This is a genomic window from Micromonospora sp. NBRC 110037, from assembly GCF_001652995.1.
In the GTDB taxonomy this organism is placed as follows: Bacteria; Actinomycetota; Actinomycetes; order Mycobacteriales; family Micromonosporaceae; genus Micromonospora; species Micromonospora chalcea.
On record NZ_BBVA01000003.1, the window covers coordinates 183557 to 200550 of the forward strand.

At 74.1% G+C, this 16994-nt stretch carries 16 protein-coding genes and 1 pseudogene; 6 read left to right on the forward strand and 11 right to left on the reverse strand.

Features of this window, described 5'->3' with window-relative positions; translation table 11 throughout:
* Positions 1–28 precede the first annotated feature (28 nt).
* Positions 29–1075 (forward strand): glucose 1-dehydrogenase, encoded by a 1047-nt coding sequence (locus tag A4R25_RS10850; protein ID WP_176722782.1) that lies wholly within the window; start codon positions 29–31, stop codon positions 1073–1075.
* 31 nt (positions 1076–1106) lie between these two features.
* On the opposite strand, the gene A4R25_RS10855 is transcribed toward A4R25_RS10850, so the two are convergent.
* Both A4R25_RS10855 and A4R25_RS10860 read right to left on the reverse strand, forming a co-directional pair.
* A complete protein-coding gene (locus A4R25_RS10855) occupies positions 1107–2423 on the reverse strand; it encodes a DUF2252 domain-containing protein (RefSeq protein ID WP_043328199.1) in 1317 nt (438 codons plus the stop codon).
* 36 nt (positions 2424–2459) lie between these two features.
* On the reverse strand, positions 2460–3020 hold the full coding sequence (locus tag A4R25_RS10860) for an NADH-quinone oxidoreductase subunit B (RefSeq protein WP_043328197.1): 561 nt from the start codon (positions 3018–3020) through the stop codon (positions 2460–2462).
* Positions 3021–3189: 169 nt separating this feature from the next.
* Here A4R25_RS10860 and A4R25_RS10865 point away from each other — a divergent pair, with 169 nt between their 5' ends.
* A complete protein-coding gene (locus A4R25_RS10865) occupies positions 3190–4119 on the forward strand; it encodes a hypothetical protein (RefSeq protein WP_064446636.1) in 930 nt (309 codons plus the stop codon).
* Positions 4120–4168: 49 nt separating this feature from the next.
* Here A4R25_RS10865 and A4R25_RS10870 read toward each other — a convergent pair whose 3' ends face one another.
* Together A4R25_RS10870 and A4R25_RS10875 are read right to left on the reverse strand one after the other, a co-directional pair.
* Entirely contained in the window at positions 4169–5647 is a 1479-nt protein-coding gene (locus tag A4R25_RS10870) for an aminotransferase class V-fold PLP-dependent enzyme (RefSeq protein ID WP_064446845.1), read from the reverse strand.
* A gap of 28 nt (positions 5648–5675) precedes the next feature.
* Positions 5676–7043 carry an MFS transporter gene (locus tag A4R25_RS10875; protein WP_064446637.1) on the reverse strand — a complete coding sequence of 456 codons (1368 nt, stop codon included), beginning with the start codon at positions 7041–7043 and terminating at the stop codon, positions 5676–5678.
* Between the two features lie 123 nt (positions 7044–7166).
* Between A4R25_RS10875 and A4R25_RS10880 the strand changes: the two genes are divergently transcribed.
* Positions 7167–7523, forward strand: coding sequence for a hypothetical protein (locus tag A4R25_RS10880; RefSeq protein ID WP_043328193.1), 357 nt, complete (start codon positions 7167–7169; stop codon positions 7521–7523).
* Between the two features lie 2 nt (positions 7524–7525).
* On the opposite strand, the gene A4R25_RS31775 is transcribed toward A4R25_RS10880, so the two are convergent.
* Complete coding sequence (locus tag A4R25_RS31775; protein WP_231915498.1) at positions 7526–7933, reverse strand: hypothetical protein; 408 nt, start codon at positions 7931–7933, stop codon at positions 7526–7528.
* On the opposite strand from A4R25_RS31775, the gene A4R25_RS31780 reads away from it, so the two are divergent.
* Entirely contained in the window at positions 7932–8168 is a 237-nt protein-coding gene (locus A4R25_RS31780; RefSeq protein ID WP_146074908.1) for a hypothetical protein, read from the forward strand. The genes A4R25_RS31775 and A4R25_RS31780 overlap by 2 nt on opposite strands.
* A gap of 58 nt (positions 8169–8226) precedes the next feature.
* Here the strand turns inward: A4R25_RS31780 and A4R25_RS10890 are convergent, their stop codons facing one another.
* Positions 8227–8538 carry an MGMT family protein gene (locus A4R25_RS10890; protein WP_043328189.1) on the reverse strand — a complete coding sequence of 104 codons (312 nt, stop codon included), beginning with the start codon at positions 8536–8538 and terminating at the stop codon, positions 8227–8229.
* A 13-nt stretch (positions 8539–8551) separates the two neighbouring features.
* Here A4R25_RS10890 and proB point away from each other — a divergent pair, with 13 nt between their 5' ends.
* Positions 8552–9709, forward strand: coding sequence for a glutamate 5-kinase (proB, locus tag A4R25_RS10895; protein ID WP_051611346.1), 1158 nt, complete (start codon positions 8552–8554; stop codon positions 9707–9709).
* 74 nt (positions 9710–9783) lie between these two features.
* Positions 9784–11025 (forward strand): glutamate-5-semialdehyde dehydrogenase, encoded by a 1242-nt coding sequence (locus A4R25_RS10900; RefSeq protein WP_064446638.1) that lies wholly within the window; start codon positions 9784–9786, stop codon positions 11023–11025.
* Positions 11026–11886: 861 nt separating this feature from the next.
* Here A4R25_RS10900 and A4R25_RS32145 read toward each other — a convergent pair.
* The 5 genes and pseudogenes from A4R25_RS32145 to A4R25_RS10925 form a co-directional block, all read right to left on the reverse strand.
* Positions 11887–12756, reverse strand: a pseudogene (locus A4R25_RS32145) (hypothetical protein); the annotation flags it as partial.
* 130 nt (positions 12757–12886) lie between these two features.
* On the reverse strand, positions 12887–14134 hold the full coding sequence (gene moeZ / locus A4R25_RS10910; protein ID WP_176722780.1) for an adenylyltransferase/sulfurtransferase MoeZ: 1248 nt from the start codon (positions 14132–14134) through the stop codon (positions 12887–12889).
* A gap of 41 nt (positions 14135–14175) precedes the next feature.
* Positions 14176–15021, reverse strand: a complete 846-nt coding sequence (locus A4R25_RS10915; protein WP_064446639.1) for a DUF3152 domain-containing protein — start codon at positions 15019–15021, stop codon at positions 14176–14178.
* Between the two features lie 78 nt (positions 15022–15099).
* A complete protein-coding gene (locus A4R25_RS10920) occupies positions 15100–15957 on the reverse strand; it encodes a DUF3152 domain-containing protein (RefSeq protein ID WP_064446640.1) in 858 nt (285 codons plus the stop codon).
* A 5-nt stretch (positions 15958–15962) separates the two neighbouring features.
* Positions 15963–16958 carry an alpha/beta fold hydrolase gene (locus A4R25_RS10925; RefSeq protein WP_043328177.1) on the reverse strand — a complete coding sequence of 332 codons (996 nt, stop codon included), beginning with the start codon at positions 16956–16958 and terminating at the stop codon, positions 15963–15965.
* Positions 16959–16994: the final 36 nt, after the last annotated feature.

Sequence of the window (16994 nt, forward strand, 5' to 3'; positions counted from 1 at the left end):
GGCGGGAGCGCGCGGGAGGATGAGGGACGTGCGCGCTGTGACTGTGACCCCCGGTGTCCCGGACTCGCTGCGGCTGGTCGAGGACTGGCCCGAGCCGGCGCCCGAGGAGGGTGCGATCCTGGTGGAGGCGCTGGCGGTGGGCGTCTGCGGCACCGACCACGAGATCGTCGCCGGCGAGTACGGCGAGGCGCCGCCGGGCCAGGAGCGGCTGGTGCTCGGGCACGAGTCGCTGGGCCGGGTGCTGGAGGATCCGACCGGCACGTTGCAGCCCGGCGACCTGGTGGCGGGCGTGGTCCGCCACCCCGATCCGGTGCCCTGCGCGAACTGCGCGGTGGACGAGTGGGACATGTGCCGCAACGGGCTGTACACCGAGCACGGCATCAAGGGACTGCCCGGTTTCGCCCGGGAACGCTGGCGGCTGCAGCCCAAGTTCGCGGTCGGCCTGGACCCGGCCCTCGCGTCGGTGGGCATGCTGCTGGAGCCGGCCAGCGTGGTGGCGAAGGCGTGGGACCACATCGAGCGGATCGGGCGCCGGGCCGAGTGGACGCCGAAGAGCGTGCTGATCACCGGGGCCGGGCCGATCGGCCTGCTGGCGGCGCTGCTCGGCAGCCAGCGTGAGCTGTCGGTGCACGTGCTGGACCGCAACACCACCGGCCCGAAGCCGGACCTGGTCCGGGCGCTGGGCGCCACGTACCACACGTCGTCGGTGACCGAGCTGGACGTGAAACCCGACGTGGTGATCGAGTGCACCGGCGCGCCGACGGTGGTGCTGGACGCCATGTGCAAGGCCGCGCCCACCGGGATCGTCTGCCTGACCGGTGTGTCCAGCGGCGGGCGGACCATCAACTTCGACGCCGGGGCGCTCAACCGGGAGCTGGTGCTGGAGAACAACGTGGTGTTCGGCTCGGTGAACGCCGGCCGGCGTCACTGGGACCTGGCCGCCGAGGCGCTCGCCCAGGCGGACCAGTCCTGGCTGACGTCGCTGATCACCCGCCGCGTACCGGTCTCGAACTACCGGGAGGCGTACGCCCGCACCGGCGAGGACATCAAGGCGGTGCTGGACTTCACGCAGTGAGGCGGGGCGCCGCGGTCGGCGCCCCGCGCCCTCAGATGCCGGGCAGCCGGCCGTTGCGGAACAGGTCCACGAAGAGCTGGTGGTCCTCGCGGGCCCGGATCCCGTACCGGTGCGCGAAGTCGACCAGGTAGTCGACGAACCCGTCCGGGTCGGAGTCGACGGCAGCGACGATCGCCTCCTCGGTGGAGTAGTCGACCAGGTCGTGGCTGGACTCGTCGTCGGCCACCGAGTGCATCCGGGCCACCGCGCGGCCCAGGTCGGCGAGCACCCCGGCCAGTTCCTCCGGCTCGTTCACGTCGGCCCAGTCGAGGTCCGCCGCGTACGGGGAGACCTCCGCGACGAGCTGGCCGACGCCGTCCAGCTCGGTGAAGCCCAGCCACGGGTCGGCGTGCGCCTGCAACGCGCGCTGCGACTCGGCGGTGCGGTGCCCCTGGTGCCGGAAGTACGACCGGACCCGCTCGTCGTCGACGTACCGCGCCACGGCCGGCACCTGCGCCTGCTTCATGTAGATGACGACGTCGTTCTCCAGCGCCTGGGTGTGCCCCTCCAGCAGCAGGTTGTACGACGGCAGCCCGGCCGACCCGATGCCGACGCCCTTGCGCAGCACCACGTCCTTGATGCCGGTGGCCACCGGGCGCAGCCGGGCGGCCGAGTCCGGCAGCGTGTGCAGGTAGTCGGCGAACGCGGCGCAGACCTTCTCCCGGGTCGCGTCGTCGATCTCGTGCACGCCGTCGCCGAGGGAGAACCGGCGCTCGTAGTTGTCGACGGTGGTCTGCGCGGCGAGCAGGTCCACCCGGGTGTTCAGCCGCGCCTGCTGGAGCACCCGGCGCAGCACGCCGTCGGCGTTGTCCAGCGTGATCGAGCCGATCGCGTCGTCCCCGCCGGCCGCGATGGCCCGCAGCTCGGCCAGGTACGACCGGGCGAAGCCGGTGACCAGTTCGCCGATCACCCGGTCGGAGAGGGCCTTCGCGTAGCCGATCAGCGCCACGCTCGCCGCGAGGCGCTTCAGGTCCCAGGTGAACGGCCCGACGTACGCCTCGTCGAAGTCGTTGACGTTGAACACGAGCTGCCCGGAGGCGTTCATGTAGGTGCCGAAGTTCTCGGCGTGCAGGTCGCCGTGGATCCACACCCGGCTGGTCCGTCCGTCGAGGAACCGGTCGCTGCCGAAGTCGCCGCGCTGGTCGGCGTAGAACAGCGCCGCGCTGCCCCGGTAGAACGCGAACGGTGACGCGGCCATCTTGCGGAACTTACGGCGGAACGCCGCCGGGTCGATCGCCATGGACGCGCCGAACTCCTCGGTCAGCACGTCGATGATGAATGCGGAGCGCTTCTCCGCGAAGTCGGTCATGAGCCGCAGGCTAGACCGGCGGCGCCACCCGACGGCTCAGCCGAGCGGCGGACGGACCGGCGGCGCGGTCAGCGCCTCGACCGGCCGCGCCACAGCGTCCGCCGGAGAGGCGAGCGCGTCGGGGCGGGCCACGCCGCCGACGCCGGACTGCTCGGCGGCGATCTTCTCCTGGAGGCGCAGGATGCCGTGCAGCAGCGCCTCCGGGCGCGGCGGGCAGCCGGGCACGTACACGTCGACCGGGATGAGCTGGTCGACGCCCTTGGTGACCGAGTAGGAGTCCCAGTACGGGCCGCCGCAGTTGGAGCAGGCGCCGAACGAGATCACGTACTTCGGTTCGGGCATCTGGTCGTAGAGCCGCTTGACCGCCGGGGCCATCTTGTCGGTGACGGTGCCGCTGACCACCATCAGGTCGGCCTGCCGGGGGCCGTGGGCGAACGGGATCACGCCGAGCCGCATGAAGTCGTGCCGGCCCATGCTGGTCGCGATGAACTCGATGGCGCAGCAGGCCAGGCCGAAGTTGAACACCCAGAGCGAGTAGCGGCGGCCCCAGTTCAGCACGAACCGGATCGGCTCGCCGAGCACGCCCGGCAGCTGCATCTCCGACCTCCCGCTGTCCGTGAACCCCGAGCAGACAGTCAACCACAGCGGTCCGGTGTCGTACCCACGACAGGGAACCCGGGCAACTGTCCCCGGGGCCGGCGGGTGTCTTCACTGTCGGGCGGACGGAACCACCGCCGCCCACCACGGGGATCACGGAGGACCTGTCATGACCACACGCACGGCACGAGTCGCCACCGCGCTGCTGGCCGGGGCGGCAGCCCTGTTCGCGCTGGCCACGCCCGCCGCCGCCACGAGCGGCACCGCGGCGGCACGGCTGACCGTCGACACCGGGCCGCTGGTGCTGACGCCCACCGACCGGGGGTACGTCGGCACGCTGACCGCGACGATCAGCAACCGGGGCCGGGCCGACGGCGTCGCCGACCTGCTCATCACCGAGCCGGCCGGCGCCTCGTTCATCGGCCTCGACGACGGCACGCCGTGGTTCACCGAGGGCCTGGTGGACAACCGCCGGGTCATCGGCAGCTTCGGCGGCCGGGTCGCGGCGGGCGACAGCCGGGCCCTCCGGCTCAACTTCCAGGTCTGGACGACAGCCCGCGCCTACCCGATGATCGCGCCGGGCGGCTCGGTCGCGGTGGTGCCGGGCGGCGGCACCCGGGTCGCGGACCGCGACGCCTTCCCGACCGTGTTCCGGTCGACCTCGGGCAGCGTCCGCGCGCCGCGCGTCTACCGGCAGGCCACCGCGACGGACCTGACCGTCAGCGGTGGTGACGCGACGCTGACCCGCCAGGCGGACGGAAGCCTGCTGGGCCGGATGCCGGTGACCGTGCGCTACGGCAACGACGCGCCGTCGTTCCGGCTCGCCGCGCGGGCGGTCCTGCCCGCCGGGGTCGAGGTGTGGGGCACCGACCCGCAGGACCTGCCCAGCTTCCCGGACTCGTTCGACGTCCCGGGTGGCCGGTTCATGCCGGGCGAGGAGCGCACGTTCGACGTCGTCCTGCGGGCCCCGGCCGGGACGCCGGCCGGCGCGCTGGGCAGCGGCTCGTTCACCGTCGAGGCCCGCTACGTGAACGAGCCGGTCGCAGACGTCGACCCGGCGGACGACACCACCACGTTCAGCATCAGCGCGGCCGGCTGAGACATCGCACGGCGCGGCCCGCCCGGTCTCCGGGCGGGCTGCGTCCGCGTCACCAGGCCGGGCGCTGGAGCAGCCCGACGAACTCGGCGAGCAGCCGCTCCCGCAGCCGGGCCGGCGCGGCGTCGAGGAGCGTGTTGACCACCGCCATCCGCTCCGGCGCACCGGCGCCGTCGGCCAGGCCGAGCCCGCCCGCCAGCCCGGCCACCAGATCGGGGGTGAGCGCCTCCGGGGTGAGACTGCCGGCCAGCGCCAGCAGCTCCGGCGGCAGCACGACCGGCCCGGCGGCGCGGGCCGCCGCGACCGCCTCGGCCAGCGCCGGGCCGAACTCGGCCACCCGGGGCGCCACCGCAGCGGTCACCGTGAGGTGCACGCTGGCCGGCAGATCGGCGTACGTGAGCTGGGGCTGGGTGTGCCAGCCGCGCGCGGTCAGCTCGTCGACCAGCACGAACAGGTCGAGCCCCGGATCGCCGCTGGTGAAGCAGACGACAGTGGTCTCCGGTTCGGCCATCAGCCGCAGCCCGTCGGTGGCCCGGATCGCGTCGGCGAGCCCGGCGACCGCGTCCCGGGTCGCGGCGGCCAGCCGCAGGTACCCGTCCTCGCCGAGGTGCCGCAGCGTGGCGTACGCGGCGGCGATCGGCCCGCCGGAGCGGGTGGAGGCGATCACCGGGTTGACCATCGTGTACCCGGGCCAGTCCGCGTACGCGAAGAACTGCGGGGCGCGCAGCGCCGGATCGCGGTGCAGCAGCACCGAGACGCCCTTCGGCGCGTACGCGTACTTGTGCAGGTCCACCGAGACCGAGGTGACCCCCGGCACGGCGAAGTCGAACGGCGGCACCGGCGCGCCGAGCCGCCGTAGCCAGGGCAGCGCCCAGCCGCCGAAGCAGGCGTCCACGTGGCATCGCACCCCGGCCGCCTCCGCGACGGCGGCGATCTCCGCGACCGGGTCGACCACCCCGTGCGCGTACGACGGCGCGGACGCGACCACCAGCACGGTCTCCGGGCGGATCGCGGCGGCCACCGCTGCCACGTCCGGGCGCAGCGTCACCGGGTCGACCGGCACCGTGTCCAGCGCGACCCGCAGGTAGTGCGCCGCCTTGGCGAACGCGGCGTGCGCGCTGGCCGGCGCCACGATCCGCGGCTCGGTCAGGTCGGGGCGGGCGTCCCGGGCCGCCTTGACGGCGAGCAGCAGCGACTCGGTGCCGCCACTGGTGACGCTGCCCACCACGTCCGGCGCGCCGGTGCCGGGGCCGCCGCCGAGCAGCCGGGCGGCGGCGCCGACGAGCGCGTTCTCCATCGCCAGCAGCGACGGGAACGCGGTCGGGTCGAGGCCGTTGACGTGGGCGCTCTGCGCGTACGCGGCCTGCGCCAGCTCGTCCAGACCGGCCACGCCGGGGTCGTAGACGTACGCGAACAACCGCCCGCCGTGCGTGGGCCGGTCGGCGTCCCGCAGCGCGCGGATCTCGCCGAGTACGTCCGCCGCGGGCATCCCCTGGGCGGGCAGCGCACCGGCGCCTGCCGTGTCGGTCATCGGGTGGTTCCTCTCGTGGACGGGGTGCTCACGCCCGCGCGGCCGGCGCGGCGTCATCGGCCTCGGGTGCGGCGGCGGTCAGCTGGGCCGGGGTCAGGGTGTAGCCGCGCAGCAGCACCAGCGGGATCGCCACCAGCAGGGCGGGCAGCACGGTGAAGCCGAGCAGCACGCCGAGACGTGCCGTGTCGGACTGGGCGGCGGCGGTACCGGTGGACGAGGAGACATAGCCGGACAGCTGGAGCACCAGCCCGTAGATGCCCGGCCCCAGCGCCAGCCCGAACGTCTCCCCGGCGGTCCAGAGCCCGGTGAACACCCCGGCCTGCCGGCGCCCGGTGCGCGCCGTGTCGTACGCGATGCAGTCCGGCAGCATGGCCAACGCGAACACCTGCTGGCCCGCGTACCCGACGCCGATCACCGCGACCACCGCGTAGGCCGCGGCGGCGGGCAGCGCGGGCGCGGCGACCAGGGCCAGCGCGCCCACCGCGAAGATCAGCGACGCGGCGACCAGCGACGCCCGCTTGCCCAGCCGGGCGCCGGCCCGCGACCACAGCGGCATGACCAGCAGCGCGGGTGCGACGAAGCAGGCGAACAGCAGCGTCGGGCCGCTGTCCGGCTCGCGCAGCACCTGGCCGGCGAAGTACTTCACCCCGGCCAGCACGGTGGCCACCCCGGCGGACTGGATCACGAAGCAGATCAGCAGCACCCGGAACGGCCGGTTGCCGGTGGCGACAGCGAGCTGGGCGCGCAGGCTCGGCTCGCTCTCCCCCACCGTGCCGGTCGGCGCGGACCGGGTGCCCAGGAACACGCCGACGGTGCCGGCGACGATCAGCGCGGCGACGAACAGGCCCATCCACCGGTGACCGGGCACGCCGTCGCCGCCCGCGCTCACCACGGCCGGGGCCACCGCGCCGGAGACCAGGATGGCCAGCGCCAGCACCGCGATCCGCCAGGTCATCAGCCGGGTACGCTCCGCCGGGTCGGCGGTCAGCTCGGCCGGCATGGCCACGTACGGCACCTGGAAGAACGCGAACGCGGTGGCGGTGGCCAGGAACGCCAGCGCCACGTACGCGGCGGCGGCCGGACCGTTCGCGAACGGCGCCGCGAAGATCGAGGCGAACAGCACGGCGAGCGCCAGCCCGCCGACCAGCAGGTACGGACGGCGGGCGCCCCAGCGGGAGCGGGTCCGGTCGGAGATCCGCCCGGCGACCGGGTTGACCAGCACGTCCCACGCCTTCGGCAGGAGCACCAGCAGCGCGGCCAGCCCGGCGGCGACGCCGAGCGTGTCGGTGAGGTACGGCAGCAGGAGCAGCCCGGGCACGGTGCCGAACGCGCCGGTGACCAGGGAACCGAGCGCGTATCCGAGGTGCACCCGGCGGGGCAGGCCCGAAGCTGTCATGGAGCCGAATGCTACTCACGTTATGGCTCGCGTCACATCCCCTCCCGGACGCTGCTTGTTCGATGCCGCCAGGCGCTCGCGAGTCGCAACAAGCCGCAGGTCGGCACCGTTACCCTGTAGGGCATGGACCCGGCCCGATCCGTTCGCAGCTCGCGGGCACCGTACGAGGCCCGCCCCGGCCGCCGTGCGGTCGTGGTCCCCGCCCTGAGCGAATTGCAGGGCCCGGTCACCGGCATCGTCGAGTTGCCCCACCGGCTGTTCTGGCAACCCGACCGGCACGTCGACCTCGACGTTCCGGGGCTGCTCGCCTGGATGTACGAGACGGTGCTCACCGAAGCCGTTCATCCCGACGAGCTGCGCACCTGGCTGCACGGACCCACCCTCGTCCGGCTGTGGCCCGAGCTTTACGTGCCCCGCGGTGTCCGCCGCGCCTGGGAAGAGAGCCACCCGGTGCTGCGCGCCCGGGACGTCGCCGCCTGATGTCACCCGCGCCGGACCCGTTCCAGCACGAGGTCGCCCGTATCGCGCTCGCCGTGGCCGGCCGACACGGCTTCGCCCTCGCCGGCGGCCAGGCCCTCATCGCCCACGGCATCGGCGCCCGTCCCACCGAGGACGTGGACCTGTTCACCGATCTCGACGGCGGGGTCACCGCAGCCGCCGAGCTGGTGCACGCCACCCTGCTCGATGCCGGGTTCCAGGTCGAGACCATCGCCGAGCCCACCGAGCTGGACGATGTCTTCTACGGCTTCGAACACGACATGACCGAGTTCGAGGTTCGCCGCGACGACCGGACCGTACGACTGCAACTCGTGCAGCGCCAGCCCGATCGTGCTCGACGTCGGGCCGGTGCTGCACCTGGACGACGTGATCGGCACCAAAGTCGCCGCCATGGTGACCCGTGCTCAACCCCGCGACTACATCGACGTAGCCGCCGCGCTCCGCCGGTACAGCAGGAACGACCTGGTGGACCTCGCACGGCGTGCCGACCCGGCGCTCACCGACGAAGAGTTCCAGGACGCGCTGCAGCGCCTCGACCGCCTCCCCGACACTGTCTTCGCGCTCTACCGCCTCACCCCGGCTGAGATCCACGACCTCCGGCACGCGTTCTCCGAGTGGCCGCGATGACTCGGCCCCGTTGAGCGGAGTCGCGATCGATCGACCGGCCGCCTCCGACGCGGTCGGGTCACCCCTCGTCCGGCGACCAGGACGCCGCCGCCAGGTCCACGCGGTCCCCACGCAGCGGGCACCCCTCGGCGAGCAGCCTCTCCCGCGCCTTGCGCTCGTGACCCGGCGGCAGCCGGCCGGCCGAGTTCACCACCCGGTGCCACGGCACGCCGCCCCCGTGCCGCGCCATGATCGAGCCGACCAGCCGCGGCGACGCCCGCCCGGAGCGGTCGGCGAGCGCGTCGGCCACCGCCCCGTACGACATCACGCGGCCCGGCGGGATCCGCTCGACAAGTGCCAGCACCGCCTCGACGTACTCGTCAGGTGTCACGAGCTGCCACGATATGGGAACGCGCCGCGGCGTCACAGACCGCAGCGCGCAGAATGGTCGGGTGCGCGAAGCAGTCACCTCGGCCCGCCGGATCGTCGTCAAGATCGGTTCGTCCTCGCTGACCACCGCGACCGGCGGCCTGGACGACGCCCGGGTCGACGCGCTCGTCGACACGCTCGGCGGGCTGGCCGCCGCCGGACGCGAGGTGGTGCTGGTCTCCTCCGGCGCGATCGCCGCCGGCCTCGCCCCGCTGCGGCTGCCCCGGCGCCCGCGCGACCTGGCCACCCAGCAGGCCGCCGCCAGCGTCGGGCAGGGCCTGCTGATCGGACGGTACGCTGCCGCGTTCGCCCGGCACGGCCGCACCGTCGGGCAGGTGCTGCTCACCGTGGACGACGTGACCCGGCGCGCGCACTACCGCAACGCGTACCGGACGCTGCGGAAACTGCTCGACCTGCGGGCCGTGCCGATCGTCAACGAGAACGACACGGTGGCCACCGAGGAGATCCGGTTCGGCGACAACGACCGCCTCGCCGCGCTCGTCGCCGCGCTCGTCGACGCCGACCTGCTGGTGCTGCTCTCCGACGTCGACGCGCTCTGGACCGGCAACCCGGCCCGCCCGGGCAGCACCCGCATCACCGAGGTGCACGGCGAGGGCGACCTCGCGGGCGTGGACATCGGCGGGGCCGGCCGGGCCGGGGTGGGCACCGGGGGCATGGTGACGAAGGTCGAGGCGGCCCGCATCGCGACCGGCTTCGGCATCCCGGTGGTGCTGACCGCCGCGCCGCTGGCCGCGCCGGCGCTGGCCGGGGAGCCCGTCGGCACGTACTTCCACCCGAGCAGCCGCCGTCCCGCCGCGCGCCTGTTCTGGCTGGCGCACGCCACCGCGCCCCGGGGCCGCCTGCACCTCGACCCGGGCGCGGTGCAGGCGGTGGTGGGCCGCCGCAAGTCGCTGCTGCCCGCCGGCATCACCGCCGTCGACGGCGCGTTCACCGCCGGGGACCCGGTCGACCTGGTCGACACCGCCGGCGCGCCGGTGGCCCGCGGGCTGGTCAACTACGACGCGGTGGAACTGCCCGGCCTGCTCGGCCGTTCCACCTCCGAACTCGCTGCGGCGCTCGGCCCGGCGTACGAACGTGAGGTCGTCCACCGCGACGACCTCGTCCTGCTGTAAGCAAGGGCCCCTTATTAACAGACGTCTGTTAATAAGGGGCCCCTCCTTAAAACACCTCCGAAGGAGTACGCACGATGAGCGTCGTCGAGCAGGCCCGGCGAGCCCGGGACGCGGCGGAAGCCCTGGCCACTGCCACCCGTACCGTCAAGGACGCCGCGCTGCACGCGATGGCCGACGCGCTCGTGGCGCGTACCCCCGAGGTGTTGGCGGCGAACGCCGCGGACCTGGCGGCCGGGCGCGAGGCCGGGCTGTCCGCGGCCGTGCTGGACCGGCTCGCGCTCGACGAGGGCCGGGTGGCGGCGATCGCCGACGCGCTGCGCCAGATGGCCGCGCTGCCCGATCCGGTCGGTGAGGTGGTACGCGGCTCGACGCTGCCCAACGGCCTGGAGCTGCGCCAGATCCGGGTGCCGTTCGGGGTCGTCGGCATCGTCTACGAGGGCCGGCCGAACGTGACAGTCGACGCGGCCGGGATCTGCCTGAAGTCCGGCAACGCGGCGCTGCTGCGCGGCTCCTCGTCGGCCGCGCACTCGAACGCGGCGCTGGTCGAGGTGCTGCGCGACGCGGTCGCCGGCGCCGGACTGCCGGCCGACGCGGTGCAGCTGCTCGACTCCAGTACCCGTGACTCGGTCAAGGAACTGATGCGCGCCCGCGGCCTGGTCGACGTGCTGATCCCGCGCGGCGGCGCGTCGCTGATCCGCGCCGTGGTCGAGGAGTCGACCGTGCCGGTGATCGAGACCGGCGTGGGCAACTGCCACGTGTACGTCGATGCCGCCGCCGACCTCGGCAAGGCGCTGGCGGTCACGCTGAACGCCAAGACCCAGCGCCTGTCCACCTGCAACACCGCCGAGTCGCTGCTGGTGCACCGCGACGTCGCCGACGCGTTCCTGCCGGCGGTGCTCGCCGCGTTCGCCGAGGCCGGGGTGACCGTGCACGGCACGCCCGAGGTGGCCGCCCACTCCGACGCCGTGGTGCCGGCCACCGAGGAGGACTTCGGCACCGAGTACCTCTCCGCCGACATCTCGGTCGCGGTGGTCGACTCGCTCGACGCGGCGGTCGCGCACATCCGCCGGTACGGTACCGGTCACACCGAGGCGATCGTCACCGACTCGCAGCGGGCGGCCCGGGAGTTCGTGGCCCGGGTGGACTCGGCCGCGGTCATGGTCAACGCGTCCACCCGGTTCACCGACGGCGGCGAGTTCGGATTCGGCGCGGAGATCGGCATCTCGACGCAGAAGCTGCACGCGCGCGGCCCGATGGGCCTGCCGGAGCTGACCAGCACCAAGTACGTGGTGACCGGCGACGGTCACCTACGCTGACCGACCTTGCCCGTTGTGGCGCGCCGGCGCCACCCCCGCACTTTGATGCCACCACCTCCCCGAACTGGTGTTGATCATCAGCTGGCCGGGCTAGGCGATCTGGAGTGGATCTCCGTCGGCCGGTGCGGCGGGGTCGACCGGCGGAACTGTGCCGGGCTGCGGCGGTGCGGCGATCACCTGGGCGGTGGGCTCCGATGGCGGCATGACCAGCGGAGGCAATCCCGGAGACACCGGGGCGGCCGGTGGCACCGCAACCGCCGGAGGCAGAGCGGGCGGCACCGGGCCGGGCAGCAGCTCCGACACCAGCTGCGCGGCAGGCCCGGCGCTCTCGTCGGGAAGCAGATCGGGCGTGACGATCCAGGCGGACCACGGCCCCGGCCCGCTGTCCGCACCGGCCGACACCTCAGCACCGGCCGACGGATCAGGCCCTGCTCCCGATCCGGGCATCGCATCCGGCCCGGTGTCCGGACGGAACCAGGTATCCGGCCCGAGACCCCGGGCCGGAAACAGCTCCGGCGCGCCGTCCGACAGCGCGGGCGCGATCCCGGCCGACGGGTCGGTGCCGAAACTGGACGACAGGTCGGAGCCGAAGCCCGCCGAAGGGTCGGAAGCGGGACCCGCCGATGCGACCGATGCCTCGGCCGGGCCGGTCAACGGGCGAGCCGGGGCGGGCAGCGGAGACACGGGCGCAGGCGACACGGGCGTGGAGGCGGGCGGCCCAGAGTCGGGCGCGGGCGGCGGAGACGTCGATGCGGGGAGCCGGCGCGGGCGCGGGGCCGGCACCGCGGGCGGCGGGGGCAGCTCGGCGGGGCGCGGCGCCACGAACGGCGCGCCGGCTACCGGGGCCTCGGGCGTGTTCGGACGGCACGCCCGGATCGCCCGCAGCGTGGTGTGCACGTCGAACTGGTGGCCGTCGTCGCTGTCCCAGCCGCCGTCGCTGCGCTGGGTCTCGGCGAGCCGCCTGCGCGCGGACACCAGCAGCCACTGCTCCTCGCCGACGTCGACCCGGCGCAGCGTGGCGGCGAGCCAGGCCACGTCGGCCGGGGACATCCGGGGGATCCGGTCGGCCAGCACCGCCTGGATGCGCGCCGACTCGTAGTACATCTGCTGGCGGTGCAGCACCGCCGCGGCGAGCCAGCCGGCGGGCAGGAAGGACGGCCAGCTTCCGTCCGGGGCGAGCTGGGCGGCGAGCGCCTGGGCCGCCGCCTGCACCACACCGGCGTACGCGCCGCCGACCCGGTGGTCCAGCGGCCCGGCGGCCCGGGCGTCCAACCCGGCCACCGTGAGCCAGAATCCGGCGTTGGCGGTCTGGTAGAGCCGGGCCTCCGGATCGCCGGGGGTGGCCCATTCGGGGGCGAGCCCGGCCAGCGACGGATCCTCGTCCCAGCCGCCGTCTGGTAGTTGCCGGGCGGCCAGCCAGTCCAGCGCGTGCCGGGCCGCCGGGCGGCCGAGCGCGCCGAGGTCGTCCAGCTCGGCCAGGCGAAAGCAGGTCGCGTCGATCGAGGCGACTTCGCCGTCGAGTACGGCGGGCCAGCCGCCGCCCGGCGCCGGCCCGGACTCGGCGGCGTCGAGCACGTCGGACGGCACCGGAGCGCCGGTGCGCAGCCGGGAGAGACGGGCACGGTCCACCGCGTCTCCGTGAGCGACGACGAATCCGATCGCCGCGTCCAAGTCCACCACGGCCCTGACGGTACTGGCGCGGCCGGGGTTACGCCTCGGTAGCTCGGTCAGGGCCGGTACCGCCCACCGGTCGCCGAAGGCATCCACCTGCGGGTCGGGCGACCAGGCGTTTGTCCACGCCACGGGGTACGGAGAGCACGACGGGCCCGCCCGGGGAACCGGGCGGGCCCATCGACGTGACTCAGTACGACGGCAGGGACGGGTCGATCTGCTTGACCCAGGACAGCACACCGCCCTGGACGTGCACGGCGTCGTTGAAGCCGGCCGCCTTCAGCGCGGCGAGCGCCTCGGCCGAGCGGACGCCGGACTTGCAGTGCAGCACGATCTGCCGGTCCTGCGGGAACTTCGCCAGCGCCTCGCCGGAGAGGATCTCGCCCTTGGGGATGAGCGTCGAGCCGGGGATGCGGACGATCTCGTACTCGGCGGGCTCGCGCACGTCGACCAGGAAGATGTCCTTGCCGGAGTCCTGCCAGTCCTTCAGCTCCAGCGCGGTGATGGTCGAGTCGACCACCGCCTCCTGCGCCTCGTCGGAGACCGCGCCGCAGAAGTCCTCGTAGTCCTCCATCAGGTCGGTGAGGGTCGGGTTCTCACCGCAGAGCACGCAGTTCGGGTCCTTGCGGACCTTGATCTTGCGGTAGCTCATCTCCAGGGCGTCGTAGACCATCAGCCGGCCGACGAGCGGCTCACCGATGCCGGCGAGCAGCTTGATCGCCTCGTTGACCTGGATCGACCCGATGGACGCGCAGAGCACGCCGAGTACGCCGCCCTCGGCGCAGGAGGGGACCATGCCGGGCGGCGGCGGCTCCGGGTAGAGGCAGCGGTAGCAGGGCCCGTGCTCGGCCCAGAACACCGACGCCTGGCCGTCGAAGCGGTAGATCGAACCCCAGACGTACGGCTTGCCGAGCAGCACCGCGGCGTCGTTGACCATGTACCGGGTGGCGAAGTTGTCGGTGCCGTCCACGATCAGGTCGTACCGGGAGAAGATGTCCCGGACGTTCTCCCGGTCCAGCGCGGTGTTGTGGATCTCCACGTTGACCAGCGGGTTGATCTCGCGGATCGACGCGGCGGCGGACTCGGCCTTGGAGCGGCCCACGTCGGAGACGCCGTGGATGACCTGGCGCTGCAGGTTCGACTCGTCGACGGTGTCGAAGTCGATGATGCCGAGCGTGCCGACACCGGCCGCGGCCAGGTAGAGCAGGGCCGGCGAGCCGAGGCCGCCGGCGCCGACACAGAGCACCCGGGCGTTCTTCAGCCGCTTCTGCCCCTCGACCCCGACGTCCGGGATGATCAGGTGGCGCGAGTATCGGCGGATCTCGTCTACGGTCAGCTCGGCGGCGGGTTCGACGAGCGGGGGCAACGACACGGTGGACTCCCCGGGATCGGCGGTGTGACCGCGCCATTGTCGCTCGCCCGGGCGGGGATCGGCCATGATGAGGGACACTCGGCCCGAACTGCGGGACCGGGAATAACTCAGACCCCGTCGGTGGGCTCGCCGGAGTATCGAGCCCCGTCGACGTACGGCCAGGCGTTCGGCAGGCAGCCGTCCAGCCCGTACGTCTGCTGCTGCATCACCGGGGCGGGCACGCCGGGCGCCGGGCACGCCTGGTGCAGCTCGCCGAACTCGTGCCCGACCTCGTGGTTGATCACGTAGGTCCGGTAGACGTCCAGCGGGGCGCCGTAGTCGGGCACCGCCGTCATCCAGCGGGCCAGGTTGAGCACGACCCGGCCGGGCAGCCGGCAGGAGGTGTACCGGTCGGTGCGCAGTCCGCCCTCGGCGCACATCCGCTCCGAGGTGACGGGGGTGGCGAGGTAGACGGTGAAGTCGGCGGCGGCCGCCTCGGGCACCCGCTGCACCCGCAGTTCCCCCGAGGCAATCCAGCTGCGCGGGTCACCGAGCACCGCGTCCACGGTGGCGGCGAAACCGTCGGCGTCCTGCCCCGTACCGTGCTCGACCTCGACCCGGTAGCGGCGCAGCGGCCCGGCGTGTCCGCGTACCGGGGATCGGCCCTGGGCCACGGCGAACGTGCCGGGGCCGGCGGTGGGGTAGCCGGTCGGCGGCGCGGCCGGGACGTCGGCCTCGGCGGCCCCGCGGGCGAGCGACGGCTCGGCCGCGAGCGACGTCCCGCCGGGCCCGGGGGCGTTCAGCCGGGTGACGCCGACCGCTCCGCTGCCGGCGGCCAGCAGCATCGCCAGCAGCAGCACCGAGCGGCGGCGACGACGGCGCATGCGGCGCACCGTGGGACGCTCGGCCGGGTGACGGGGCGGCGGTCGGCGGCGCGGCTCGGCGTGCATGTCGTAAGGGGACGACGAGGTCATGACATCAGCGTGCCATGCAATTCGGGCATTTAGCTGCTTTTACCGCCTATGCCGCGAATGTTCTTCACGAACCGGCGGTCACAGGCTCGGCCCGGCGTACCGCTTCCCGCCCACGTAGGGCCAGGGGTTCGGGCGGCAGCCGTTGAGGAAGAGCGTCTGCTGCTGCATCACCGGCGCGGCCCGCCCCGCCCGCGGACACCCCTCGTGCCGGTGCCCGAGCTGGTGGCCCACCTCATGATTGATCACGTAGAGCCGGTAGTCGTCGAGCGTCATCCCGGCGGCGACCAGGTGCGGCGCGGAGGTCCGCCACCGGTCCAGGTTGATCACCACCTTGCCCGGAACCCGGCAGGACGTGTACGGCACCCCGCCCACGCGGATGTCGATCCCGCCCGCGCCGCACAACCGCCGCGCCGTCTCCCGGGTGGCCAGGTAGATCGTGAAGTCGTACCCGCTGCCCGGCCCGACCCGCTGCAACCGCAGCCGGCCCCCGTCCACCCAGCTGCCCGGGCCGGCCAGCGCCCGCTGCACCGCCTCGCCGAAGTCGCGGACCTGCTCGCCCGAGCCGTTCTCGACCGCCACCCGGAACCGCTGCAGCGGCCCGGAGCGGCCCAGCACCCCGCCGGGCCGGTCGTCGTAGCCGAAGCTGCCCCGCCCCTTCGCCGGCCCCGGGTCGGACAGCGTCAGCACCGGCGGCGGCGAGGAACTGGGCGTCACCACCGGCGACGGGGACACGCTCGGCGGCGTCCGCGTCGGCGCCGGAGGCTGGGCCACGAACCCGTCGGTGACCCGCGTCCCCGCCCCCGCCGACGGAAGTTGCAGCGCCGCGCCGACGCCGACCGCGGCGACGGCGAGGAAGGCGCACACCACGAGGGCGGAGCGCCAGGGACGAGCGGAGGCCCGGGACCGGGCGGTGCGGGGAGGGCGTGAGCTGGGCATCCGGCTCAGCCTGCCATGTCGCGCCCCGTTCCGCTCTCCCCCGCACCGGCGTCCGGCGACGACGGCTCGCCGAGCAGCCCCAGCACCGCCCGCGCCACCGTCCGCGGGACCTCCAACTGCGCCACGTGCCCGACGCCGTCGAGCATCAGCAGCCGGCTGTCCGGGATCACGCGGGCCGCCTGCGGCGCCACCCGGACGTCGACCAGGCGGTCCTGCCTTCCGCCCACCACCAGCGTGGGCGCCCGCACCGCCGCCGCCTGCCGCCACAGCGCGCCCTCCCCCGGCAGGTACGAGCGCAGGAAACTGCCGACCAGTCCCCGGAAGGTACGCACGTACGCGGCGGCGTGGTGCGCGGCCTCGTACCGGACCCGGATCTCGTCGATCGCCTCCTGCCGGCGCTGCTCGCTGATCCGGGTCAGATCCGCGACGCACGCCTCCATCACCTGCTGCGCCGCCACCTCGGGCGTGAACTGGGCCAGCCGCCAGGCGGCCAGCCGCTCACCACGGGGGATCGCCAGCAGCGGAAGCATCCGCCCCTGCAACGAACGCCGGAAGTCCAGGAACGGCAGGGCCGGCGAGATCAGGGTGAGCGTGCGGACCAGGTCCGGCCGCAGCGCCGCCACCCGGACCGAGATCGCGCCGCCGAGCGAGTTGCCGAACAGGTGCACCGGCCCCCGGTCGGTGTGCTCGATCCAGCGGATCACCCGGTCGGCGAAGGCCGGGATGGTGTAGCGCGGTCCGGGCTCGCTGCGCCCGAAGCCGGGCAGGTCGATCGCCTGGCCGTCGAGCCGGCCGGCGAGCAGGCCGGCCAGGTCGGTCCAGTTCTGCGCGGACCCGCCGAGGCCGTGCACGTACAGCGCCGGTTCCGCGCCGGGCCCGGTCGCCGGGGTCTCCCGGACGTGCACGAGCGTGCCGTCGAGCCGGACGTGCCGGCCGGGCCAGGGCGGCGGGACCTCGTGCGCGGGGAGGCTGTGCTCCGGCCAGAGTGCGGCGCGTTTCATGTCTCCAGTCTTCCCCGCGCGCGCCGTACCGCACAC

What these genes read in the sequence shown, in the direction of transcription:
- moeZ (WP_176722780.1), bottom strand. Translation starts at nt 14,134, where the DNA reads ATGGCCGATCCCCGCCCGGGCGAGCGACAATGGCGCGGTCACACCGCC.
- proB (WP_051611346.1), top strand. Translation starts at nt 8,552, where the DNA reads ATGGGAACGCGCCGCGGCGTCACAGACCGCAGCGCGCAGAATGGTCGG.
- A4R25_RS10855 (WP_043328199.1), bottom strand. Translation starts at nt 2,423, where the DNA reads ATGACCGACTTCGCGGAGAAGCGCTCCGCATTCATCATCGACGTGCTG.
- A4R25_RS10925 (WP_043328177.1), bottom strand. Translation starts at nt 16,958, where the DNA reads ATGAAACGCGCCGCACTCTGGCCGGAGCACAGCCTCCCCGCGCACGAG.
- A4R25_RS31780 (WP_146074908.1), top strand. Translation starts at nt 7,932, where the DNA reads ATGGTGACCCGTGCTCAACCCCGCGACTACATCGACGTAGCCGCCGCG.
- A4R25_RS10880 (WP_043328193.1), top strand. Translation starts at nt 7,167, where the DNA reads ATGGACCCGGCCCGATCCGTTCGCAGCTCGCGGGCACCGTACGAGGCC.
- A4R25_RS10860 (WP_043328197.1), bottom strand. Translation starts at nt 3,020, where the DNA reads ATGCAGCTGCCGGGCGTGCTCGGCGAGCCGATCCGGTTCGTGCTGAAC.
- A4R25_RS10875 (WP_064446637.1), bottom strand. Translation starts at nt 7,043, where the DNA reads ATGACAGCTTCGGGCCTGCCCCGCCGGGTGCACCTCGGATACGCGCTC.
- A4R25_RS10915 (WP_064446639.1), bottom strand. Translation starts at nt 15,021, where the DNA reads ATGACCTCGTCGTCCCCTTACGACATGCACGCCGAGCCGCGCCGCCGA.
- A4R25_RS10870 (WP_064446845.1), bottom strand. Translation starts at nt 5,647, where the DNA reads ATGACCGACACGGCAGGCGCCGGTGCGCTGCCCGCCCAGGGGATGCCC.
- A4R25_RS10920 (WP_064446640.1), bottom strand. Translation starts at nt 15,957, where the DNA reads ATGCCCAGCTCACGCCCTCCCCGCACCGCCCGGTCCCGGGCCTCCGCT.
- A4R25_RS10865 (WP_064446636.1), top strand. Translation starts at nt 3,190, where the DNA reads ATGACCACACGCACGGCACGAGTCGCCACCGCGCTGCTGGCCGGGGCG.
- A4R25_RS10900 (WP_064446638.1), top strand. Translation starts at nt 9,784, where the DNA reads ATGAGCGTCGTCGAGCAGGCCCGGCGAGCCCGGGACGCGGCGGAAGCC.
- A4R25_RS31775 (WP_231915498.1), bottom strand. Translation starts at nt 7,933, where the DNA reads ATGGCGGCGACTTTGGTGCCGATCACGTCGTCCAGGTGCAGCACCGGC.